The sequence below is a fragment of the Kitasatospora aureofaciens genome (assembly GCF_001188955.3).
Classification (GTDB): Bacteria; Actinomycetota; Actinomycetes; order Streptomycetales; family Streptomycetaceae; genus Kitasatospora; species Kitasatospora aureofaciens.
In genome coordinates this window covers 22,792-45,715 of record NZ_JPRF03000049.1, presented here as the reverse complement: position 1 = coordinate 45,715, position 22,924 = coordinate 22,792, and the positions used below count along the sequence as shown (strand labels likewise).

Genomic DNA, 22,924 nt, shown 5'->3' with positions numbered 1-22,924 from the left:
CCGGGTGGCCTTCTTCTCGGCCGGGGCCTCGGCCTCCGCCTTGGCGGCGGTGCGCTTGGCGGCCGGGGCGCCACCGGCGGCGAGCAGCGGGTCCCCGCCGCTCTTCTCCTTGATGGTCTCGATCAGCTGGCTCTTGCGCATGCGCCCGGTACCGGTGATGCCCAGGTCCGCGGCGAGCTTCTGCAGCTCGGCGAGAACCATGCCGTCCAGGCCCGCGGCGGCATTGCGGCGGCGGCGCGGGGCGGCGGGGGCGGCGGCCGCGTCCGACGCTTCGGCGTCCGGGCGCGCGCCCATCAGATCGGTGGAGTCGCTCACTAAGGGTCCTTCCCTGGAGCGGACGTCGGCCTGTCTGGCTCGGCGACCGGTTGTGCTGTCCTGACCAACGCTCGACTGCGTCGGTCCGAGGCGGTGGTCCCTCGAATGGCGGGAGCCCGTCGAGGGAGAGCTGCGAGGTGCGGTGCATGAAGCACGGTGGTGCTGAGTGGCGCGTGGGCCGGCCGTGTGTCGACCTCCCCAGAGGGCGTTGCCCCCACGCTGCCTGCGAATCCCGGGCCCCCGTCGCGTGACGGTGACCCGCGCTCCGCCCGTCCTGGCCTTCAGGTGGAAGGCCGCGGGTGGGAGTCAGGTGCCGTCACGGCTTCGGGATGCGGCCGCATGTCGCGCAGGCAGGCTGCGTACGCGCTGCGGTGGGCTCCCGGAGAATCGTCGCCCCGGACATCGCGGCGGCTCCACGGCAGTGGAGCGCTGGGATCGGGACGCGGCGCACCGAGCCCCGGAGGGCACATGGTGCAGCAATGAGATTAACACTACCGACCCCCTCAGACATTCCCCGACCTCGGGCCTGCCAATCGTGTCCGGACGGCCCGGCTCGCCGCAGGGCCAAACCAGCTGCTCAGACGTCCAGCGGGAGCACGGTGGCCCCGGTGCGGTCGACGCCCAGCCGGTGCGCGGCGAACGCCGGGTCGCCGCCGTGGCCGTGGTGCCCGGCGAAGGACAGCACCTTGTCGACACCCGCCTCGTCGGTGAGCGCCAGCACGGTCGGGCCGGCCCCGGAGATGACCGCGGGGACGCCCTCCGCGCGCAGCGCGCCGACCAGCGCGGCGCTGTCCGGCATCGCGGAGGCGCGGTAGTCCTGGTGCAGCCGGTCCTCGGTGGCCGCGAGCAGCAGTTCGGGCCGCCGGGTCAACGCCTCCACCAGCAGCGCGGAGCGGCCGGCGTTGACGGCCGCGTCGGCCAGCGGGACGGTCTTCGGCAGCAGGCCGCGGGCGGTCTCGGTGAGCACCTCGCCGGCCGGGACGAACACCACCGGGACGACCTGCTCGGACGGCTCCAGGGCGACCGCCTTCGCCGACTCCTCGTCGGTCCAGGCGATGGTGAAGTTGCCGCGCAGGCAGGCCGCGACGTTGTCGGGGTGGCCCTCCAGCTCGGAGGCGAGGGCCAGCAGCGCGTCGTCGTCCAGCGCGGACGGGCCACCGATGGTGACCGCGCGGGCGGCCACGATGCCGGCGCAGATGGCGGCCGAGGAGGAGCCCAGGCCACGGCCGTGCGGTATCCGGTTGGCGCAGACCACTTCGAGGCCGCGCGGCTGGCCGCCGAGCCGGTCGAACGCGGCCCGCATCGAGCGGACCAGCAGGTGCCGCTCGTCCCGGGGCAGTGTCCCGGCCCCCTCCCCGGCGATGTCGACGGCGAGCCCGGAGTCGGCGACCCGGACGACCACGTCGTCGTACAGACCCAGCGCGAGCCCGAAGGCGTCGAAGCCCGGGCCGAGGTTGGCGCTGGTCGCGGGAACCCTGACCCGGACGGCGGCGGCACGGAACGCAGGACCGGCCATGCGGTGGACTCTCCTGGGGAAATCGGGCGGCGCGGAGCGCGTCGTCGGTGCGAGGGTGGGGGAAAGGGCCGCGGGCCCCTCGGGCCGGGCGGTCACAGTCGTCGGCGCGGCCCGCGCAGGACGGGCCCGGGGCATGTGCCACACGGCCGGACCCAGAGTATCGAAGAGAGGTTCCCCAGTGGTACACCCCGTGGGCCTTCGATCTGGTGTGTTGCCGGTTCTGGCCGGAATGCACACCCCTCCCGGTCAAAGGGAGGGGCGGAATCGGATCGGAATGCGCAGCGGAATTGACACAAAGGAGTCACCGGAGAACTTCGACGGGCCGACCCCCGAAAGTGGGTCGGCCCGTCGAAGTGTCAGACCCCTGCGTCAGTCGAGCAGTCCGAGTCGCCGGGCCGCCGCCTCCGGGTCGATCGGGACGACCTGCGGCTGCGGCGCGCCGGCCACCGCCCAGTCCGGGTCCTTGAGGCCGTTGCCGGTCACCGTGCAGACGATCCGCTGGCCCGGGTCGACCAGGCCGGCCTCCGCCTTGGCCAGCAGGCCGGCCACCGAGGCAGCCGAGGCGGGCTCCACGAAGACGCCCTCCTGCGCGGCCAACAGCCGGTACGCGGCGAGGATCTGACGGTCAGTCACCTTGTCGATGAGGCCACCGGACTCGTCCCGCGCGGCGAGCGCGAAGTCCCAGGAGGCCGGGTTGCCGATCCGGATCGCGGTGGCGATGGTCTGCGGCTTGAGGACGGGCGCGCCGTCCACGATCGGGGCCGAGCCGGAGGCCTGGAAGCCCCACATCCGCGGGGTGCGCGCGGCCATCCCGTCGGTCGCGTACTCCCGGTAGCCCTTCCAGTACGCGGTGATGTTACCCGCGTTGCCGACCGGCAGGACGTGGATGTCCGGGGCGTCGCCGAGCATGTCGACGATCTCGAAGGCGGCGGTCTTCTGGCCCTCGATCCGCACCGGGTTCACCGAGTTGACCAGGGCGACCGGGTACTTCTCGGACAGCTCGCGGGCCAGCGTCAGGCAGTCGTCGAAGTTGCCGTCGACCTGCAGGATCTTCGCGCCGTGCACCAGCGCCTGGCCCATCTTGCCCAGGGCGATCTTGCCCTGGGGCACGAGCACCGCGGAGACCATCCCGGCGCGCACCGCGTACGCGGCGGCGGAGGCCGAGGTGTTGCCGGTGGACGCGCAGATGACGGCCTGCGCGCCCGCCTCCTTGGCCTTGGAGATGGCCATCGTCATCCCGCGGTCCTTGAAGGAGCCGGTCGGGTTGGCGCCCTCGACCTTGAGGTAGACCTCGCAGCCCGTGCGCTCGGAGAGCACCTGGGCGGGTACCAGGGGCGTGCCGCCCTCCAGCAGGGTGACCACCGGGGTGGTCGCGGTGACCGGCAGGCGGTCCCGGTACTCCTCGATCAGGCCGCGCCACTGGTGGGTGTGCGCGCCTCGGACGACGTTCTCGGCAACGGCGTTCATGGCTGGTTCCTTATTCCCCTTCGACCCGCATGATGCTGGCCACGTCCCGCACGCTGTCCAGCGCGCGGAGCTTGTCGACCGTCGCCGACAGCGCGGCGTCGGTGGCACGGTGGGTGACCACGACGAGCGAGGCGTCGCCGTCGCGGCCCTGCTGGCGCACGGTGTCGATGGAGACGCCGTGCTCGGCGAAGACGGACGCGACCTGGGCGAGCACGCCCGCCCGGTCGTCCACGTCCAGGCTGACGTGGTAGCGGGTGACGACCTCGTCCATCGGCTTGGCGGGCAGCCGGGTGTACAGGGAGTCACCGGGACCGGTGGCCCCGGCCAGCTTGTTGCGGCAGACCGCGACCAGGTCGCCCAGCACCGCGGAGGCGGTCGGCGAGCCGCCCGCGCCCGGGCCGTAGAACATCAGCCGACCGGCCGCCTCGGCCTCGACGAACACCGCGTTGTACGCCTCGCGGACGGAGGCCAGCGGGTGCGACAGCGGGATCATCGCCGGGTGGACGCGCGCGGTGACGGACTCGCCGTCGGCGGCCCGCTCGCAGATCGCGAGCAGCTTGACCACGCAGCCCATCGCCTTCGCGGAGGCGATGTCGGCGGCGGTGACCTCGGTGATGCCCTCGCGGTAGACGTCCGCCGCGGTGACCTTGGTGTGGAAGGCGATGCCGGCGAGGATCGCGGCCTTGGCGGCGGCGTCGAAGCCCTCCACGTCCGCGGTCGGGTCGGCCTCGGCGTAGCCGAGCGCGGTGGCCTCCTCCAGCGCCTCCGAGTAGCCGGCGCCGGTGGTGTCCATCTTGTCGAGGATGAAGTTGGTGGTGCCGTTGACGATGCCCAGCACCCGGTTGACCTTGTCCCCGGCGAGGGACTCGCGCAGCGGGCGCAGCAGCGGGATCGCGCCCGCGACCGCGGCCTCGTAGTACAGGTCCACACCGGCCGCGGCGGCCGCCGCGTGCAGCTCGGTGCCGTCCTGGGCGAGCAGCGCCTTGTTGGCGCTGACCACCGAGGCGCCCTGCTCGAAGGCCGACAGCAGCAGCGATTTGGAGGGCTCGATCCCGCCCACCACCTCGACCACGACGTCGATGTCGCCCCGGTTGACCAGGGCCTCGGCGTCGGTGGTGATCAGGTGCTCGGGCACCCCGGGGCGCACCCGGCCGGCCCGGCGGACCGCGATCCCGGCGAGCTCGACCGGGGCACCGATGCGAGCGGCGAGGTCGTCGGCCGTCGTCGTCATGATGCGCGCCACCTCGGAGCCCACCACACCACAACCCAGCAACGCCACCTTCAGCGGGCGCGTACGCATCATCCGACTCCGCTCTGCCATTCTTCGTGCTTCGGTATTTCCGGCGGTTTTCCGGTGCCGCCGGGAACTTCGGTCCGTACCAGTCTCGGGGACTTTCCGCACGGATCTACGGTCGTTCCATGATCTGAGACGAGAATTTCGTCATCCGATATCCAGGCGCAGGAGATCCTCCTCCGTCTCGCGCCGGACGATCACCCGCGCCGCACCGTCCCTGACGGCGAGCACGGGGGGCCTGAGGGCGTGGTTGTAGTTGCTCGCCATCGAGCGGCAGTAGGCGCCGGTGGCGGGCACCGCGATCAGGTCGCCCGGGGCCAGGTCGGAGGGCAGGAAGGCGTCCCGGACGACGATGTCGCCGGACTCGCAGTGCTTGCCGACCACCCGGACCAGCATCGGCGCGGCCTCGCTGGTGCGGGACACCAGGGCCACCGAGTACTCGGCGTCGTACAGCGCGGTGCGGATGTTGTCGGACATCCCGCCGTCCACGCTGACGTAGGTGCGCAGGCCCTCCAGCGGCTTGACCGTGCCGACCTCGTACAGCGTGAACGCGGTCGGGCCGACGATCGCCCGGCCCGGCTCCACGCTCAGCCGGGGGGCGTTCAGGTTCGCGGCGGCGCACTCGCGGCGGACGATCTCGGCCAGGGCGGCGGCGATCTCGGCGGGCTCGCGCGGGTCGTCCTCGCTGGTGTAGGCGATGCCGAGGCCGCCGCCGAGGTCGATCTCGGGCAGCTCGACGCCGTGCTCGTCCCGGATCCCGGCCAGCAGGCCGACCACCCGGCGGGCGGCCACCTCGAAGCCGGCCATGTCGAAGATCTGCGAGCCGATGTGCGAGTGGATGCCGCGCAGTTCCAGGCTGTCGTGGCCGAGCACCCGGCGCACCGCCTCGGCGGCGGCCCCGCCGTTCAGCGAGAGGCCGAACTTCTGGTCCTCGTGCGCCGTCGCGATGAACTCGTGGGTGTGCGCCTCGACGCCGACGGTGACCCGGATCAGCACCTGCTGGCGCACGCCGTGGCGGGCGGCGATCGCGGCCAGCCGCTCGATCTCCTCGTAGGAGTCGACCACGATGTGCCCGACACCGGTCTTCACCGCGTGTTCCAGCTCGTCGGCCGACTTGTTGTTGCCGTGCAGCGCGATCCGCTCCGGCGGCATCCCGGCGGCCAGCGCCACCGCGAGCTCGCCGACGCTGCACACGTCGAGGTTGAGGGCCTCCTCGTGCAGCCAGCGCACGATCGCCTTGGAGAGGAAGGCCTTTCCGGCGTAGTAGACGTCCGCGCCGGCGCCGAAGGCGTCCCGCCAGGCGCGGGCCCGGGCGCGGAAGTCCTCCTCGTCCAGCACGTAGGCCGGGGTGCCGAACTCGGCCGCCAGTCGCCTCACGTCGATCCCGCCGACGGTGGCCGCGCCCTCGGCGTTGCGGGCGACGGTGCACGACCAGACCTTGGGATCGAGCGCGTTCAGGTCGGCCGGCGGGGCCTGGTAGTGGCCCTCGGGCAGGACGTCGCCGTGGCGGGGCCCGGCGGGATGTGCGGAGCGACTCATCGTTGTGCCAGTCCTTCGAGACCTATGGCGAGGGGCGGCGACGGTCCCCGTTGACCGTCAGCCGCCCCCCGCTGTGCGCTTGGGGGTGGTGTCTACATCCGCTCGGGCGTCGAGACGCCCAGCAGCGTCAGGCCGTTGGCGAGCACGGTGCGCGTCGCCTCGACCAGCCAGAGACGGGCGTGCGTGAGGTCCGTGACCTCGTCGTCGCCCTTGGGCAGGACCGGGCAGTTGTCCCAGAAGCGGTGGTACGCGCCGGCCAGGTCCTCCAGGTAGCGGGCGACCCGGTGCGGCTCGCGCAGCTCGCCGGCGGCGGCGATGACGCGCGGGAACTCACCGAGCTGACCGAGCAGGTCGGTCTCCCACTCCGTGCTCAGCAGCTCCGGTTTGAAGTCCGCCGAGCGCGTGATGCCCATGTCGACGGCCTTGCGCTGGAGCGAGGACATCCGGGCGTGCGCGTACTGGACGTAGAAGACGCGGTTCTCGTTGGTCTGGCTGGTCAGGATGTTGATGTCCAGCGTGATCGTCGAGTCCGTGGAGGAACGCGCCAGGGTGTAGCGGGCGGCGTCGACGCCGATCCACTCGACCACGTCGTCGATCGTGATGATGTTGCCGGCCCGCTTGGACATGCGGACCTCTTCGCCGTCGCGAAGCATCTTCACGAACTGGCCGATCTTCACCTCGATGTTGCGGTTCAAGTCGTCGCCCGCGCAGGCCGCGATGGCCTTGAGGCGGTTGACGTAGCCGTGGTGGTCCGCGCCCAGCATGTAGAGCGCGACCTCGGCGCCGCGGTCCCGCTTGGACAGGTAGTACGCGGCGTCGGCGGCGAAGTAGGTCTTGTCGCCGTCGGCCTTGATCAGGACGCGGTCCTTGTCGTCGCCGAAGTCGGTGGTGCGCAGGAAGACCGCGCCGTCCTGCTCGAAGACGTGGCCCTGCTCGCGCAGCCGGTCGATGGCCTTCTCGACGGCGCCGGAGTCGTGCAGCGTCCTCTCCGAGAACCACACGTCGAAGTGGGTGCCGAACTCGTCCATGGAGCGCTTGATCTCGGCGACCATGAGCTTGAGGCCCTCGGTGCGGAAGACCTCCAGCTGCTCGGCCTCGGACAGGTCGAGCACGCCCGGGATCGCGTCGGTGAGCGTCTTGGCGATGTCGACGATGTACTCGCCGACGTAACCGCCCTCGGGCACCTCGCGGCCGTTCGCGGCGGCCTGGAGGGAGGCGGCGAACTTGGTGATCTGCACGCCGGCGTCGTTGAGGTAGTACTCGGTGGTGACGTCGGCGCCGGAGGCCCGCAGCACGCGCGCCAGCGAGTCGCCGACGGCGGCCCAGCGGACGCCGCCGATGTGGATCGGGCCGGTCGGGTTGGCGGAGACGAACTCCAGGTTGATGCGCAGGCCCTTGAGGGCCTCGTTGCGGCCGTACGCCTCGCCCGCCTCGACGATGGTGCGGGCGAGCGCACCGGCGGTGGCGGTGTCCAGGGTGATGTTCAGGAAGCCCGGACCGGCGATGTCGACCTCGGAGACGCCGGTGATCCCTCGCAGGCGCTCGGCCAGGACCTCGGCAACGGCTCGCGGCGGCTTGCCGGCCGCCTTGGCGAGCTGGAGGGCCACGTTCGTCGCGTAGTCGCCGTGGTCCCGGTTCTTGGGCCGCTCGACCGTCACGTGCTCGGGCACGGCGACGGCCAGCTCGCCCGCCTCGACGGCGGAACTCACTGCGGCCTGGATTGCCTGGGAAAGGTCTGCGGGGGTCACGACGCCAAGCGTAGGCGAGACGGGGTGCCCGCCCGCCACCCGGTTTGCCGGTTGAGACGCCCGGAGGGGCCCCGGCGCCGCCTGCCCAGGGATGTCAGCCGCGATCCGTGCGCTCTGTTCGCTCAGGGCGAAACCCGGCGGGCCGTTCCTCCGCGCGCATCAGGCGCCGGACCAGGGCCACCAGGTCGGCGGGGTCGAAGGGCTTGCCGAGGTAACCGTCCACACCGACCGCCTCCCCCAGGTCGAGGTCCGCCGGGGTGCAGGCGCTCACGATCGCGATCGGCAGTCCACTGGTGTCCGGGGTCGCGCGCAGCCGGGCCGCCGTCCGCAGGCCGTCCAGCCGCGGCATCACCACGTCCAGCGTCACCACGTCGGGCTTCACCCGGCGGATGACCTCCAGGCACTCGGCGCCGTCGGCGGCGGTCACCACCTCGAAGCCTTCGAGCTCCAGGTTGACCCTGATCAGCTGGCGGATCACCTCGCTGTCGTCCACCACGAGGACCCGCCCGGACACTCCCGACACCTCACCGAGGGTATCGGCGGCCCCGCCGCCCCGTCCGGCCTTTGGGCACTTCCGCCCGCCGGGCCACCGGGGGCCGACCCGACGATCTTTCCGGAAACCCGTGCACGGACCGCCCGGGAAGCCTGGTAGTGTTCATCACGTCGGAACGCCGCAGGCGGCCGGCAGGCCAGTAGGCCCCCGTAGCTCAGGGGATAGAGCACCGCCCTCCGGAGGCGGGTGCGTAGGTTCGAATCCTACCGGGGGCACTTCGCAGGAAGTGCAACTGAGGCCCAGATCAGTGGAGTTGATCCACGGATCTGGGCCTTCGTCATGTCCGGGCGTGCTTCGGGCTCCGTCCGGGCGCGGTCCGGGCCCGGTTCGGCGGACCCCGCTCGGGGAGAGCGGGGTCCGGGCGGTTCAGGAGGCGGCGGCCTCGGCCTGGTCGTAGAGCTCGGCGACGGTGTGGTCGAAGTAGGCGCTGTACGAGGTGTCGTCGGTGTCGCCGCCCTGCTGGTAGCCGCCGATGGCGCCGACCACGTCACCGGTGGCGGTGTTGATCCACGGGCCGCCGCTGGTGCCGCTCGGGTACGACGGGCACTGGATGACGCGCTGGTACGCGCTCTGCTGGGCCGTGGTGTTGGTGCAGAGGTTGGGCACCTCGGCGTCGGCCGGGTAGCCGTAGAGCCGGACGGTGGCGCCGAAGGGCTCGTCGGTGCCCAGCTTGTTGCCGCCGACCACGTCCTCGACCTTGCGGCCGTTGCTGGGGGCGGTCTCCAGGATCGCGAAGTCCTCGTCCACGTCGCCCTTCTCGGACCAGCCGGACGCGGTGTGGATCGCCGTCACCCGCCAGGTGCCGTACGGGGCGGAGCCGTCCCGGTAGCCGGGGGCGAAGGTCACGCCGTCGGTGCTGGTGAGGCAGTGCGCGGCGGTCAGCAGCAGGTTGCCGGTGGCGCTGTGCAGCACGCTGGCGGTGCAGAAGTGGTTGCCGGGCGCGACCGAACCGCTGAACAGGGCACCGACGGTGGCGGTTTCCCGGTTGTCGGCGGGGGCGGGGCCGGTCGCACCCAGGACGACGCTGTGCGCGTCGGGGGTGGCCGGGGCGGTGGACGAGGGGCTGTCGGTGGGGGTCGGCGTGGCGCTCGGGGCCGGGGTCGGGGTGCGGCTCGGGGTGGTGTCCGCGGCCGGGGCCGGCGAGGCGGGCGCCGCCGTGGTGGCGGCCGGGGAGGTCGCCGGGGCGACCGCGACCGCCCGGGGGCTGCGGGCCTCCTTCCCGGCGGCGGTGGCGTCCGACAGGTCGAACCCGTGCGTGCCCGCCACGACCGTGGCCACCACGACCGCGGACAGCGCGGTGAACAGCGAAGGGGCCAGCAGGCGGTGGCGGCGCGAACCCCGTCGGCGGTGCTGACCCATGCCCGTGTCTCCTGCCGTGGTCGATGGCGTCTCGTTAGGTCAATGACTATGACGCCTCAGCCTGGAAACGTCGTTACCGCAGGCTTGGAGCTCGATGAGAAAAGGTCACCGGGTCAGACGTACCGAGAGGCGGGTCCGACAGTTCCCGCCGGGCGCGAATCGTCAGAGATGCCCCAGGAGCCTATCCAGAACGGACGCCTCGACGAAGGAGGTGTGCGTCCCGGCGGCGGTGCAGGCGAACGCCCCGGCGGCCGAACCGGCCCGGGCGCAGTCCAGCGGCGGGTGGCCGCGGAACCAGGCGTACAGGAATCCGGTGACGAAGGCGTCCCCGGCGCCGTTGCTGTCCACAACCGGGCGGCCCGGGTCGACGGCGGGCAGGTGGCGCAGCACACCGTCCTCGCGGGTGAGCAGGTGGCAGCCCTCGGCGCCCGCGGTGGCGACCACCACGGCGGCCCGGCCCTCGGCGAGGATCGCGCGCATCACCTGCTCGTGCCGGCCGCGGCAGCCGGCCACCGAGAGGAACACCAGGTCGGAGCCGAGCGCGTAGTCGCGGTGGTGGGGGTTCTCGCCGTCCCAGTCGTGCAGGTCGGTGGAGGTGGTGCGGCCGAGCCGGTGGAGGTCGGCGTACATGTCCCGGTTGACGCCGGTGATGGACAGGTGGACGTGCCGGCTGCGCTCGACGTACGGGAGGTGGAACTCGCGCGGCAGCCGCAGGTCGGCGGGGTGGCGGCCGTCGAAGAAGGAGAACCGGCGGCCGGCCGCGTCCACCAGGTTGACCCCGCGGGGGGTCCCGTACGGACTGGTCACGTGTGCGAAGTGCAGGCCGTCACGACGGTGGGCGGCGCGGACGAGGTCCCCCTGCGGGTCGTTGCCGAGGAAGTCCAGGAGGGCGGTGCGCAGACCGAGGCGGTGGGCGCCGAGGGCGACGCCGTAGCCGGTGTGGCCGACGTAGTCGCGCACCGGCTCGACGAACCGGGAGTCGCCGGGCGGGATCTCCAGCCGCTCGACCCGGACGACGGTGTCCACGCCCACACCGCCCACCACGAGCAGGTCGAACTCCACTGACTCGGACTGCCGCACGACGGCGCCTCCTTGATCGCTGGACGGTGGCCAGGAGTCAAGCAGGGGCCGGAGGTTGACTGCAAGAGCTTGCTGCAAACTTTCAGTCGCTCGCCGTCGGTCAGGCCGGGGCCGCCCCCTTCCCGCCTCCGCGCGGGCCGCGCCGAACAGCCCCTAGCGGACAAGAGGACCAGGACTCCGGGACTCACCACCGAGTCGCGGAGCCCTGGTCCCGCAACCGACCGCCGGTCAGAGCGCCGACAACTCCGCGACCAGGTCGTCCAGCCCCAGCGAACCCTGCGAGAGCGCCGCCATGTGCCAGGCCTTGGCGTCGAACTCCTCGCCGCGCGCCTCGTGCGCCGCCCGCGCCGCCGCCCGGCCGCGCAGCCAGGCGCGCTCGCCCAGCTTGTAGCCGATCGCCTGGCCGGGCATGCCCAGGTAGCGGACCAGCTCGCTGTCCAGGAAGTCGGCGGACAGACCGCAGTAGCGGCCGAAAAAGTCCCGCGCGTGCTCCGGGGTCACCGGCTCGCCCGGCCGGTACGGGGAGTCCGCCGGGAAGTCCAGGCCGACGTGCATGCCGATGTCGACGATGACCCGCAGCGCCCGCATCATCTGGGCGTTGAGGAAGCCCAGGCGGTGGCCGGGGTCGGTGAGGTAGCCGAGCTCGTCCATCAGGCGCTCGGCGTACAGCGCCCACCCCTCCATGTTGGCGCTCACCCCGCCCAGGCTGACCTGGTAGGTGGACAGCTCGTCGGCGACGTACACCCACTGCGCGAGCTGGAGGTGGTGGCCCGGGACGCCCTCGTGGTACCAGGTCGAGACCAGGTCCCAGACCGGGAAGCGCTCCTCGCCGAGCACCGGCAGCCAGGTCCGGCCCGGGCGACTGAAGTCCAGCGAGGGCTGGGTGTAGTACGGCGCGGCGGCGCTGCCGGGCGGGGCGAGCCGCGACTCGACCCGGGTGACCGGCTCGGCCAGGTCGAAGTGGGTGCCCTGGAGGTCCCGGACGGCCTGGTCCATCAGGCCCTGGAGGTACTCCCGGGCCGCCTCGGCGCCCTCGATCGCCGGGCCGTCCGACTCCAGCCACTTCATCGCCGCCATCGGACCGACGCCCGGGCGGACCTTCTCGGCCTCGGCCTCCATCTGCGCGTACAGGTCGTGGAACTCGCTCCAGGCCCACGCGTACGCCTCGTCAAGGTCCAGGTCGGCACCCGTCCAGTAGCGCACCCAGCGGCCGTAGCGCTCCCGCCCGACGGTGTCGGGGGTGCCGGCCGCGGCCGGGCCGTACACGTCGCGCATCCAGTCGCGCAGCGCGGCCAGCGCCTCGGCGGCGGCCACCGCGTGCCCGGACAGCTCGGCGCGCACGCCCTCCGGGGCGCCCTGGACGAACTCGCCGAACCATCCGCCGGGGGTGTCCCCCGCCAGCCACTCGCCGAACTGGCCGACCACCGTCTCCACCTGGCGCGGGCCGGACAGCAGACCGCGCTCGACGCCCTCGGCCAGGGTCTGCCGGTACTGCTCCAGCGCCAGCGGGAACCGGGCCAGCCGACGGCCGATCAACTGCCAGTCCTCCTCGGTGGCGGTGGCCATCAGGGTGAAGGCCTCGCGGGTGTTGTGCACCGGGGACCCCAGGTTGCGCACCGCGCGGTAGTCCTCTCCCGCGTCGTGGACGGCGAGTTCGGCGGTCAGCCGCTCGCGCAGCAGCCGGGCGCAGCGGCGCTCGGCCTCGTCCCCGGCGGCGCCGGCCCGTTCGGCCTCGTCCAGCCGGGCCAGGGTGCGGCGGGCGAGGTCGGCGATCGCCTCGGACCCGGCCGGGGACAGGTCGGGCAGCCGGTCGTCCTCCGGGTTGAGGCCGAGGTAGACCGCGGTCAGCGGGTCGAGGTCGGCCAGGGCCTGGACGTAGCCGTCGGCGATGCGGCGGGGGGTGTCGCTGCCGGAGTTGATCAGTTCTTCAGCCATCCGGACATCATCGCGTTGCCGGGGGCGATTGCAAGCCCCCGGCGCCGACCGTTGACCTGCCGCGGTCCGCGGTCTGACGGCCGGTGAGCGGTGCGGTCGCAGCTACGCGGCGGCACAAACGCCCGTTCGGAAGGATCCGCCGCCCGACAGGTCCCGATCGGCCCGACGCCCATTACGCTGAGGCTCCATGGAAGCCCGCCCCACCACGGCAACCGACCCGACCACGGCGACCGACCCGGCCCCCGCACAGCGCCCGCGCCGTTCCGGCTACCGGCGGCTGCCCGTCGAACAGCGGCGCGAGCAGCTGATCGCGGTCGCCCTGGAGCTGTTCGCCTCCCGGCCGCCCGAGGAGGTCGGCCTGGACGACGTCGCCGAGGCCGCCGGCGCCTCCCGCCCCCTGGTCTACCGTTACTTCGCCGGCGGCAAGCAGCAGTTGTACGAGGCCGCGCTGCGCACCGCGGCCGACGAGCTGACCAGCCGGTTCGCCGTACCGCTGACCGGGACGCCGTCAGAACAGCTGGCGGCCGTGCTGGACGGCTACTTCGCCTTCGTGGCCGAGCACGACGCGGGCTACTCGGCGCTGCTGCGCGGCGGTTCGGTGGTGGAGACGGCCCGGACCTCGGCGATCGTGGACGACGTCCGGCGGGCCGCGCTCAGGCGGACCCTGCGGCACCTGGGAGTGCGGGAGGCCGGGCCGCGGCTGACGCTGCTGGTGCGCTCGTGGATCGCGGTGGTCGAGGGAGCCTCGCTCAGCTGGCTGGACGAGGGGCGCACGCTGCCGGTGGACGGGCTGCGCGACTGGCTGGTGGACCAGTTCACGGCGATGGCGGCCGCGACGGCGCTGCACGATCCGCAGACGGCGGAGGTGCTGGCGGCACTGCTCGCGCTGGAGGGGCCGCGCGCGGACCGGGCCGAGCGGCTGCGGGCGGTGCTGGAGGCGCGCTGACGGCTTCCCCGCGTGCTGACGGCCTTCCCGACCCCCGTGCCAAGGGTCGGGGCGGCCCGGCGGCCGGGGCCCGCGCCCTACGCCTTGCCGAGCACCTGGCGCTGGCGGCCGAGCCCGTCGATCTCGATCTCGACGACGTCGCCCGGGGCGAGGAACGGCGTGCCGGGGCGGCCCAGGGTGACCCCCGCCGGGGTGCCGGTGATGATCACGTCACCGGGCTCCAGCACCATGAACTGGCTGGCGTAGCGGACGAGTTCGAGCACCGGGAAGATCATCTCCGCGGTGTTCCCGTTCTGCCGCTGCTCGCCGTTGACCCAGAGCCGCAGCGCCAGCGCCTGCGGGTCGGCCACCTCGTCGGCGGTGACCAGCCAGGGCCCGAGCGGGGTGAAGGTCTCCGCCGACTTGCCCTTGTCCCACTGGCCGCCCCGCTCGAACTGGAAGGCCCGCTCGGTGACGTCGTTGGCGATCGTGTAGCCGGCGATCACCCCGGCCGCCTCGGCGTGCGAGTCCAGGTAGCGGGCGGTGCGGCCGATCACGACCGCCAGCTCGGCCTCGTAGTCGGTCTTCTCGCCGCCGCGCGGCACCAGCACCTCGTCGTACGGGCCGACCACCGTGGAGCTCGGCTTGAGGAAGATCACCGGCTCGGCCGGGATCGCGGCCCCGGCCTCGGCCGCGTGGTCGCGGTAGTTGAGCCCGATGCCGACCACCTTGCCAGGCCGGGCCACCGGCGCAGCCACCCGCCGGCCGTCCAGGTCCACCACCGGCAGCACCCCGGCGGCCACCTCGCGCGCCAGCGCGGCGGTGTCCAGCCCGGCCAGGAAGGCCCCGTCGAGGTCGCGGGCCCGCCCGGAGAGGTCGTACGCGGTGCCGTCCTCGCCCAGCACGACCGGGCGCTCGGCGCCCGGGGGTCCGACGCGGAGGAGCTTCATCGATCCGTCACCAGCCTTTCGTCGCAGCTCACCGGGGCGGCGCGGACACCGCTCCCGAGTCTGGCAACGAGGTATATCAACGGCCCGGGCCGGTGGACCAGACCGTCCCGATGGGCGGATTTCCATCAAATCGCACAGCGGCGCGGGGCCCCGAATCGGTGGCCCGTACGGTTGACACGCACGCCGGCGAGACCGGTCTGCCAGGAGCGAAGTCCGCACGCCCAGGGCGAACGCCCGTGTGGCGGGGCGCCGCAGGGCACAGGATCGGGGGCATGGAGATCACCCGGGTACGCGACGAATTGCACATGATCACTCTGGAGTTCGGCACCGCCTACCTCTGGCGGGACGACCACGGACCGACCCTGGTCGACACCGGTGTCGCCGGATCGGCGGACGGAATCGAGGAGGCCGTCCGCACCATCGGGCTGGAGCCGGCCGCCGTGCGCCGGATCGTGCTCACCCACCACCACGAGGACCACACCGGCTCCGCCGCCGAGCTGGCCCGCCGCTGGGGCGCGGAGGTGGTCGCGCACCGGCTGGAGGCGCCGGTGATCCGGCGCGAGCAGCCGGCCGCGCCGCCCGTGCTCAGCCCCTTCGAGCAGCAGCTGTGGGACGCGCTGCCGCCGATCCCGCCCGCCGAGCCCTGCCCGGTGCACCGCGAGGTCGAGGACGGGGACGTGCTGGACATCGGCGGCGGCGCGGTGGTGGTGCACGTCCCCGGCCACACCGACGGCAGCATCGCGCTCCACCTGCCCGGGCCCGGGGTGCTGTTCACCGGGGACATCGCGTCCAACGTCCAGGGGCGGACCCGGCCCGGGGTGTTCCACACCGACCCGGCCCGGGCCCTCGCCTCCTTCCACCGGCTGGCCGCGCTGCCGGTGGAGACGGCCGTCTTCGGGCACGGCGACCCGATCGCCGCAGGCGCCTCAGCCGCCCTGCGCGCCGCCGCCGCTGCCGCCCCGGCCGCCACCGCCGCCCCCGGGGCCGCCACCGAGCAGCGGCCGGGAACCTGAGGCGTGTCCGACGATTCCCGCCGGGCCCGGGCCGAGCCGGTCGGCCTCCCGCCGCCAGTGCGCGAGGTCGCGCCGCAGGTCGGCCCGGGCCTCCCCGGCCGTGCCGGGCTCATCGGCCAACTCCTCCAGCAGCGCCACGGCGGCGCCCCGGCTGCCGTCCCGGGCCAGCCAGAGGGCCAGGTCGTGGCGGGTGCGCAGGGTGCGCGGGTCGGCCGGCCCGCAGATCCGGGCGAAGTCCGGGACCAGCTGCTCCAGGATCTCCACGGCCTGCCCGGCCCGGCCCTCGACGCCGTGCTGCCAGGCCAGGTCGGCCCGGCGGCGCAGCTGCTCCGGGCTGGGGTCGTCCGGCCGCAGCATCCCCGGACGGATCCGGCGCAGCCGCTCCAGCACCTCGGCGGCGTCGGCCGGCCGGTCCTCGGGCCGCTTGGCGAGCAGCTGGGCGACCAGCTCGGCCAGCTCCGGGTCCTTGCCGCGCAGCCGGGGCGGGATCTCCTCCATGTGCTTGTGCAGGTACTCGTACGGCGAGTCGGCGCGGAACGGCCGTCGGCCGGTGCTGACCTCGTACAGCATCACGCCGAAGGCGTAGAGGTCGGCCCGGCCGTCCACGGTGCCGCCGGACCAGCACTCGGGCGCCAGGTACGGGACGGTGCCGACCACACTGCCGGTCGAGGTGAGCCCGGTGGACTGGGTGAGCAGCCGGGCGATGCCGAAGTCCAGCACCTTGGCGCGGTCCCCGTCGTCCGCGATCATCACGTTCTCGGGCTTGATGTCCCGGTGCACGACCCCGCTGCGGTGCGCGGCGTCCAGTGCCTCGCAGACCTGCGCCATCCAGGCCAGCGCCCGCCCGTGGTCCGGCAGGCCGTCCTTGAGGACCGCGGACAGCGGCCGGCCGCGGACCAGCTCCATCACCAGGTAGTGGATGTCCCCGGTGGCGTCGGCGACCCGGCCGTAGTCGTGCACCGTGACGATGTGCGGATTGGACAGGTTGCCGGCCAGCTTGGCCTCGCGGACGAACCGCCCGACCGCCTCCCGGTCGGCGGCGTGCTCGGCCAGCAGCAGCTTCACCGCGACCGGCCGGTCCAGCACGGTGTCGATCGCCCGCCAGACCACGCCGAAGCCGCCCCTGCCCAGCCACTCGTCCAGCCGGAAGCGGCCGCCGAGCACCTCACCCTTGTGCATGCCCTCCCCCAACTCGACCGCGCCCGAGCGGCGTTCGCCGCCGGAGGATCGGAGGGGCCACCATAGCGGCGGGCGGGGACGAACGGGTGAACGAAGCCTACGGCTTCGGCTTGGGCAGGCCGACGGGGTTGATCTCGGAGGTCTGCACCGCCTCGGTCTCCAGGCCCCAGCGCTTCAGCACCTGCCCGTAGGTCCCGTTCCTGATCACCTCGTTGAGCGCCTCGTTGAGCGCCTTGACCAGCCCGTTGTCCTTGTGGGTGGTCGCCGCGATCTTGCCGAGGACGTCCGCGCCGCCGCCCGAGTAGGTGCCGACCACCTCGGTCTCGCCGGTCTGCACGGCGTGGAAGGCCAGGCTGGGATTGGGACCGGTGTAGACGTCGATCCGGCCGGAGGACAGCGCCAGGTAGTACTCGGTGCCGGAGAAGTACTTGATGTCGATCGGCTTGAGGCCGTTGCGGACGTCCTCCTCGCTCCAGGCGATCAGCAGCTTCTCCTGGTTGGTGCCGGTGGCCACGCCGACCGACCGGCCGGCCAGGTCCTTGGGGCCGGTGACCTTGATCCCGCTGCCCTTCTTCGCCTCGAAGCCGAGGACGTCCAGCCGGTAGGTGGCGAAGTCGTACTTCTCCTTGCGCTCCTCGGTCACGGTGATGTTGGACAGGCCGGCGTCGTACTTGCCGCTGTCCAGGCCGACGAAGATGTTCTCCCAGGAGACCGGGTTGAACTCGACCTTGAGGCCGAGCACGTTGCCGATCAGCGAAGCGATGTCCGGCTCCACGCCGATGATGGTCTTGTCGTCGTCGGCGTAGAAGTCCAGCGGCGGGGTGGTGCCGATGGAGTCGACGACCTTCAGGGTGCCTCTCTTCCTGATCTCCTCCGGCACCAGCGCGGCGATCGCGTCGACCTTGGGCGTGGTCACCCGGTTCTGCTGGGGCGACAGGTTCACCACGGTGCCGTTCGGCGCGGTGCTGCCCTTGGCCGGGGCGAGGTCCGCCGAGGCGCCCGTGGCCCCGCTGCCGCAGCCGGCCAGGACGAGGGCGGCGGCGAGCGCGCCGACGGCGGTCACGAGGGCGCGACGGGGTAGGGACATGGCGGAACTCCTGTTCGGTGTAGGGGTGCTGGGGCTAGAGGACCTTGGCCAGGAAGGCCCGGGTGCGCTCGTGCTGGGGGCGGTCCAGGACCTCTGCGGGCGGGCCCTGCTCGACGACCACGCCGCCGTCCATGAAGACCACGGTGTCGGCGACCTCGCGGGCGAAGCCGATCTCGTGGGTCACCACGATCATCGTGGTGCCGGTGCGGGCGAGGTCCTTGATGACGTCCAGCACCTCCCCGACCAGTTCGGGGTCGAGCGCCGAGGTCGGCTCGTCGAAGAGCAGCACCTTGGGCTCCAGGGCCAGCGCCCGGGCGATCGCCACCCGCTGCTGCTGCCCGCCGGACAGCTGCCGGGGGTAGGCGGCGGCCTTGTCGGCCAGCCCGACCCGCTCCAGCAGTGCCAGCGCCGTCGCCCTGGTCTCGGCCCGGGGGCGGCCGAGGGCGGCGATCGGCGCCTCGACCAGGTTCTCCAGCACGGTCAGGTGCGGGAAGAGGTTGAAGTTCTGGAACACGAAGCCGATGCCGGTGCGCTGGCGCAGCACCTCGCGCTCCTTGAGTTCGTACAGCCGGTCGCCGGAGCGCCGGTAGCCGATCAGCTCGCCGTCGATGGCGACGTAGCCGCGGTCGAGCTTCTCCAGGTGGTTGATCGCCCGCAGCAGGGTGGACTTGCCGGAGCCGGACGGGCCGAGCACCACGGTGACCGAGCCGGACGGCACGTCCAGGTCGACCCCGCGCAGCACGTCCAGTGGGCCGAAGCTCTTGTGCAGGCCGCGGACCTGCACCATCGGGGCGGTCCGCGGCTCGGTGGCCTGCGGTTCGGTGAGCGTCGTCACGGGGTTCCTCCGGAGGTACGGGCAGGCAGGCTCCGCAGGAACGCCCGGAGGCGCTGCAGCGGAGTGGGCGGCGGGGTGCGCCGGGCGCCGCGGGAGAAGTAGCGCTCGACGTAGTACTGGCCGATCGACAGCACGGTGGTCAGCACCACGTACCAGACCGTGGCGACCATCAGCAGCGGCACCACCCGGCCGGTCCTGCCGTAGATCACCTGTGCCTGGTAGAAGAGCTCGCCGATGGCCATCACGTAGACCACCGAGGTGCCCTTGAGCAGCGAGATCACCTCGTTGGCGGCAGCCGGCAGGATGCTCCGCATCGCCTGCGGCAGCACGATCCGCCAGGCCTGCCGCCCGCGCGGGATGCCCAGCGCGGCGGCGGCCTCGCGCTGGCCGGCGTCCACCGCGATGACGCCGCCGCGGATGATCTCGGCGGCGAACGCGGCCTGGTGCAGCCCGAGGCCGAGCACCGCCGCGCCGAGCGCGCCGAGCACCCCGACCGTCTCGAAGTCGCCGAAGGTCGGGCCGAACGGGATGCCGAAGCCGAACCGCTTGTAGAGGTAGGAGAGGTTGAACCAGAACACCAGCTGGACGATCAGCGGGATCGAGCGGAACACCCAGACGTACGCCCAGGCGAGGGTCCGCAGGATCGCGCTGCGGGACAGCCGCATCGCGGCCACCACGGCGCCGAGCGCGAAGCCCAGCACCGTGCCGTAGGCGGTGAGTTCGAGGGTGCGGCCGATCGCCTGGAGGATGGTGTCGGCGGTGAAGTAGAGCCGGAAGGTGGCCCAGTCCCAGGCCGGGTTGGTGGCCAGGCCGTGGAGGAACTGGACCAGGACGACGAGGGCGGCGGCGCCGGCCGCCCAGCGCCACGGGTGCCGGGCGCGGACGGTCCGCAGGCCGTCCAGCTCTCCGGGGTCGAGGCCGGTGCCGGGACCGCTGGCCGCGCCGGGGCCGGGGTCGCCGGCCGGTCTCGCCGGGGCCGGCGGTGCTTGCGTACTGACGGTCATCGGAGGACTCCTTCGACAGGCCCGGCGCTCACGGGTGCTCGGGCGGACTGATCTGCGACTCCTTGATCGCCGAGTCGGTGAGCCCCCACTTCCGGAGGATCCGCTCGTACGTCCCGTCCTTGATCAGCTGGTTGACCGCCGCCTGGAAGGCCGGGGTGAGCGGGGAGCCCTTCTTGAAGGCGAAGCCGACGTCCAGCCGGTGGAACTCGTTGAGGAAGCGCACCCCGGCGGCCTCCTGCGAGGCCTGGTGGCGCAGGCCGTTGATGGTGGACATCTCGACGTCCACCCGGCCCTGCTGGAGACCGGTCAGCAGCGCGCCGCCCTCGCTGAACGCCTTGACCTCGTACGGCTTCTTCCCCGCGTCGGTGCAGACGGCCCTCTTGCTGTTGAGGGTGGTCTCGAAGGTGGTGCCGGCGCCGGTGCCGATGGTCAGCCCGCAGAGCTGGGCCAGGTCGGTGACCGGCTGGACGGCCGTGTTGTCCTTCCTCACCGCGAAGCCCTGGCCGTCGTCGATGTAGGTGACGAAGTCGACGGTCTTCAGGCGGGCGGTGGTGACCCCGAAGTTGCCGGTGCCGACGTCGTACTTGCCGCTGCCCAGGGCGGGCAGGATGGTCTCGAAGGCGGCGTCCTCGCGCTGCACGGTCAGGCCGAGCAGCTTGGCGACGGCATCGGTGAAGTCGATGTCCACCCCGACCGCCTTCTTGCTCGCCTGGTCGGCGTAGAAGGCGCTGGGCGGGGCGCCGACGGACGAACCGAACTTCAGCACACCGGACTTGCGGACCTCCTCGGGCAGCAGCGCGGCCGCCGCCTCCGACCGGCCCAGGCCGGAGACGACGTCCTCGGTGGCGGTGGCGGCGGGCCCGCTCGCCCCGGCCGCGCCCGCGATCTTCGGGTCCGAGCCGCACGCGGCCAGCGCCAGGACCGGCAGCAGGGCGGTGGCCGCGAGGAGGCGGCGGGCGGTGGTGGTTCTCACGGGGGGCCTTTCAGTGGAGGAGCGGTCGGCGGGAGGGGGACCGGTCAGTGGAGGGGAACCGGTCGGTGGAGGGGGACCAGCGCCGGCAGGGGCTTCTCGAAGGGGAGCGGGCCGATGGTCAGCGGATCGGCGGTGACGTCGAACAGCGGGGTGTAGCCGGCGGACAGGTAGAGGCCCTTGGCCTCGGGCTGGCGCGGGCCGGTGGTGAGGAAGATCCGGTGGTAGCCGGCGGCCGCGGCGGTGCGCTCCAACTCGGCCAGCACCCGACGGGCCAGGCCTCGGCGGCGGTGCGCGGAGTGCGTCCACATCCGCTTCACCTCGGCGGTGTGCGCGTCGTGGCGCATGTACGCGCCGCCGGCCACCGGTTCGCCGTCCTCCAGCAGGAGCAGCAGCACGCCGTGCGGCTCGGCGAAGGCCTCGGCCGGGTAGCGGGCCATCTCCTGGTGGGCGCCGGGGCCGTAGCGGCTGACGTACTCGTGGGTGAGCTCGCGCAGCAGCGGTTCGACCAGCGGGTCGGCCAGGGTGACCCGGCGGAACCCTCCGGCCGGGCTCCCAGTGCTCACGCCTGGACCGCGATCAGCTGGTGCCGGTCCCGCTCGGCCTGCTCGGCGGCCTTGGCGGCGTCCCGCTTGGCGACCTCCTCGCGGACGATCGGAATGACGTACCGGCCGAAGTCGATCGCGTCGCCCAGCAGGTCGTAGCCGCGCGCGGAGAGGATGTCTACGCCGAGGTCGTAGTAGTCCAGCAGCGCCTGGGCGACCGTCTCCGGGGTGCCGACCAGCGCGTTGGAGTTGCCCGCCCCGCCGGTCGCCGCGGCGGTCGGGGTCCACAGCGCGCGGTCGTAGCGCTCGCCGGCCTCGGCGATCTCGATCAGCCGCTGGGAGCCGGTGTTCTCAGGGGTGGACGTCACCGGGCGGCGCCGGGGTGCGAGCGCCCCGCTCTCCCGGCGGGACCGGATGGTGGCCACCGTGCGGTGCGCCTTCTCCCAGGCCAGCTCCTCGGTCGGCGCGATGATCGGCCGGAACGCCACCTGGATGCGCGGCAGGTCGGTCCGTCCGGCGGCCCGCGCCGCCTCCTTCACCCGCTCGATCTGCTCGGCGGTGCGGGCCAGCGGCTCGCCCCACAGGCAGTAGATGTCGGCCTCGGCGCCGCCGGCCGCGTAGGCGGCGTCCGAGGAGCCGCCGAAGGAGACCGCCGGGCGCGGCTGCTGGACGGGGAAGACGTCGGAGACGAAGTCGTTGAAGCGGTAGTGCGGGCCCTCGTGGTCGAAGGGCTCCCGGCTGGTCCAGGCCTTCTTCACGATGCCGATGTACTCGCGGGTGCGCTCGTAGCGCTGGTCCTTGGTGAGGAAGTCGCCCTCGCGCTGCTGCTCGTGGTCGGTTCCGCCGGTGATGAAGTGGACGGTCAGCCGGCCGTCGCTGATCCGGTCGAGAGTGGCGAAGGTCTTGGCGGCGAAGGTCGGGTAGGAGACGTTCGGCCGGTGCGCGAGCAGGACCTGCAGCCTGTCGAGGTGCGAGGCGAGGAAGGCGGCCGCGGCGGCGGGTTCCGGGGAGCCGGAGCCGTACGCGAAGAGCACCCGGTCCCAGCCGTGGTCCTCGTGCGCCCGGGCCAGCCGCAGGGTGTAGTCGCGGTCGAAGGCGGCGGTGGTGCGCGGGTGGGTCTCCGAACCGTCGGCGGTGGCGGCGATGCCGAGGAATTCGACGGGCATGGCGGAACCTTTCGGGGTGGGCTGGGTCCGGCGGGCTGCGGGCGGGCACGCCGGAGACGGCCGCGGCGGCGGGTGGCCGTCGGGCACGGGGCGGTACGGGACGCGGGCGGTACGGGCACGAGGGAGGCGAGTGCCGGAGGGCAGTGCGAAGTCGGCTTCGACAGCGGGGCACTGACGCATCGCCGGGGGCGATGCCGGGCCGTGGCGGGGCACACCGAGGGAAGGCTTCCCGCTGGAAGATCAGGCCGGACGGGCGGCCCGCTGCCGGGTCAGCCGCGACACGCCGCGGACCACACCCGACCGAAGTCGATGTGGTCGCGGGTGACCAGGGGCTGCTCGGCGTACATGGCTCCAAGTTGAGCAGTCGGCCGAGCAGTACGTCAACCGTGCATCATTACCGCACTGTTGCGATCTCCTGTCGCTTTTCCGACGCGCCGCGACCGG

At 73.0% G+C, this 22,924-nt stretch carries 20 protein-coding genes and 1 tRNA gene; 3 read left to right on the top strand and 18 right to left on the bottom strand.

Features of this window, described 5'->3' with window-relative positions:
• The 7 genes from HS99_RS29305 to HS99_RS29275 form a co-directional block, all read right to left on the bottom strand.
• A partial coding sequence (locus HS99_RS29305; protein WP_211295903.1) for a Rho termination factor N-terminal domain-containing protein occupies positions 1-315 on the bottom strand: 315 nt, incomplete at its 3' end.
• Positions 316-892: 577 nt separating this feature from the next.
• Positions 893-1,831, bottom strand: a complete 939-nt coding sequence (gene thrB / locus HS99_RS29300) for a homoserine kinase (protein ID WP_030551362.1) — start codon at positions 1,829-1,831, stop codon at positions 893-895.
• Between the two features lie 369 nt (positions 1,832-2,200).
• Positions 2,201-3,298 (bottom strand): threonine synthase, encoded by a 1,098-nt coding sequence (gene thrC / locus HS99_RS29295; RefSeq protein WP_046386193.1) that lies wholly within the window; start codon positions 3,296-3,298, stop codon positions 2,201-2,203.
• Positions 3,299-3,308: 10 nt separating this feature from the next.
• A complete protein-coding gene (locus tag HS99_RS29290) occupies positions 3,309-4,601 on the bottom strand; it encodes a homoserine dehydrogenase (RefSeq protein WP_030282091.1) in 1,293 nt (430 codons plus the stop codon).
• 138 nt (positions 4,602-4,739) lie between these two features.
• A complete protein-coding gene (lysA, locus tag HS99_RS29285) occupies positions 4,740-6,131 on the bottom strand; it encodes a diaminopimelate decarboxylase (RefSeq protein WP_030551359.1) in 1,392 nt (463 codons plus the stop codon).
• Positions 6,132-6,223: 92 nt separating this feature from the next.
• Positions 6,224-7,879, bottom strand: coding sequence for an arginine--tRNA ligase (gene argS / locus HS99_RS29280; protein WP_030551357.1), 1,656 nt, complete (start codon positions 7,877-7,879; stop codon positions 6,224-6,226).
• Between the two features lie 94 nt (positions 7,880-7,973).
• Positions 7,974-8,393 (bottom strand): response regulator, encoded by a 420-nt coding sequence (locus HS99_RS29275; RefSeq protein WP_046386192.1) that lies wholly within the window; start codon positions 8,391-8,393, stop codon positions 7,974-7,976.
• A 182-nt stretch (positions 8,394-8,575) separates the two neighbouring features.
• Here HS99_RS29275 and HS99_RS29270 point away from each other — a divergent pair.
• A tRNA-Arg gene (locus HS99_RS29270) sits at positions 8,576-8,647 on the top strand.
• Positions 8,648-8,798: 151 nt separating this feature from the next.
• On the opposite strand, the gene HS99_RS29265 is transcribed toward HS99_RS29270, so the two are convergent.
• The 3 genes from HS99_RS29265 to HS99_RS29255 form a co-directional block, all read right to left on the bottom strand.
• Positions 8,799-9,791 (bottom strand): S1 family peptidase, encoded by a 993-nt coding sequence (locus HS99_RS29265; protein WP_051746752.1) that lies wholly within the window; start codon positions 9,789-9,791, stop codon positions 8,799-8,801.
• Positions 9,792-9,953: 162 nt separating this feature from the next.
• Positions 9,954-10,871, bottom strand: coding sequence for a carbohydrate kinase family protein (locus HS99_RS29260; protein WP_030551352.1), 918 nt, complete (start codon positions 10,869-10,871; stop codon positions 9,954-9,956).
• Between the two features lie 228 nt (positions 10,872-11,099).
• Positions 11,100-12,806 carry a DUF885 domain-containing protein gene (locus HS99_RS29255; protein ID WP_030282105.1) on the bottom strand — a complete coding sequence of 569 codons (1,707 nt, stop codon included), beginning with the start codon at positions 12,804-12,806 and terminating at the stop codon, positions 11,100-11,102.
• A 187-nt stretch (positions 12,807-12,993) separates the two neighbouring features.
• Here HS99_RS29255 and HS99_RS29250 point away from each other — a divergent pair, with 187 nt between their 5' ends.
• Positions 12,994-13,752 carry a TetR/AcrR family transcriptional regulator gene (locus HS99_RS29250; RefSeq protein WP_046386958.1) on the top strand — a complete coding sequence of 253 codons (759 nt, stop codon included), beginning with the start codon at positions 12,994-12,996 and terminating at the stop codon, positions 13,750-13,752.
• A 77-nt stretch (positions 13,753-13,829) separates the two neighbouring features.
• Here HS99_RS29250 and HS99_RS29245 read toward each other — a convergent pair whose 3' ends face one another.
• Complete coding sequence (locus tag HS99_RS29245; protein ID WP_030282109.1) at positions 13,830-14,681, bottom strand: fumarylacetoacetate hydrolase family protein; 852 nt, start codon at positions 14,679-14,681, stop codon at positions 13,830-13,832.
• A 272-nt stretch (positions 14,682-14,953) separates the two neighbouring features.
• On the opposite strand from HS99_RS29245, the gene HS99_RS29240 reads away from it, so the two are divergent.
• Entirely contained in the window at positions 14,954-15,694 is a 741-nt protein-coding gene (locus HS99_RS29240; RefSeq protein ID WP_030551349.1) for an MBL fold metallo-hydrolase, read from the top strand.
• On the opposite strand, the gene HS99_RS29235 is transcribed toward HS99_RS29240, so the two are convergent.
• The 7 genes from HS99_RS29235 to HS99_RS29205 all read right to left on the bottom strand — a co-directional run bounded on the left by HS99_RS29235 (position 15,608) and on the right by HS99_RS29205 (position 22,480).
• On the bottom strand, positions 15,608-16,873 hold the full coding sequence (locus HS99_RS29235; protein WP_050366575.1) for a serine/threonine-protein kinase: 1,266 nt from the start codon (positions 16,871-16,873) through the stop codon (positions 15,608-15,610). The genes HS99_RS29240 and HS99_RS29235 overlap by 87 nt on opposite strands.
• 97 nt (positions 16,874-16,970) lie before the next feature.
• Positions 16,971-17,960, bottom strand: a complete 990-nt coding sequence (locus HS99_RS29230) for an ABC transporter substrate-binding protein (RefSeq protein WP_030551345.1) — start codon at positions 17,958-17,960, stop codon at positions 16,971-16,973.
• Positions 17,961-17,994: 34 nt separating this feature from the next.
• Positions 17,995-18,747, bottom strand: coding sequence for an amino acid ABC transporter ATP-binding protein (locus HS99_RS29225; protein ID WP_030282117.1), 753 nt, complete (start codon positions 18,745-18,747; stop codon positions 17,995-17,997).
• Positions 18,748-18,791: 44 nt separating this feature from the next.
• A complete protein-coding gene (locus tag HS99_RS29220) occupies positions 18,792-19,799 on the bottom strand; it encodes an amino acid ABC transporter permease (protein WP_046386957.1) in 1,008 nt (335 codons plus the stop codon).
• Between the two features lie 28 nt (positions 19,800-19,827).
• The gene (locus HS99_RS29215) at positions 19,828-20,772 is read right to left on the bottom strand and encodes an ABC transporter substrate-binding protein (RefSeq protein WP_030551341.1); all 945 of its coding nucleotides are present in this window, start codon (positions 20,770-20,772) and stop codon (positions 19,828-19,830) included.
• 44 nt (positions 20,773-20,816) lie between these two features.
• Positions 20,817-21,335: a GNAT family N-acetyltransferase gene (locus HS99_RS29210; RefSeq protein WP_030551338.1), complete on the bottom strand. Its 519-nt coding sequence runs from the start codon at positions 21,333-21,335 to the stop codon at positions 20,817-20,819.
• Entirely contained in the window at positions 21,332-22,480 is a 1,149-nt protein-coding gene (locus tag HS99_RS29205) for an LLM class flavin-dependent oxidoreductase (RefSeq protein ID WP_030551337.1), read from the bottom strand. Before HS99_RS29205 ends, HS99_RS29210 begins: the two co-directional genes overlap by 4 nt.
• Positions 22,481-22,924 lie beyond the last annotated feature (444 nt).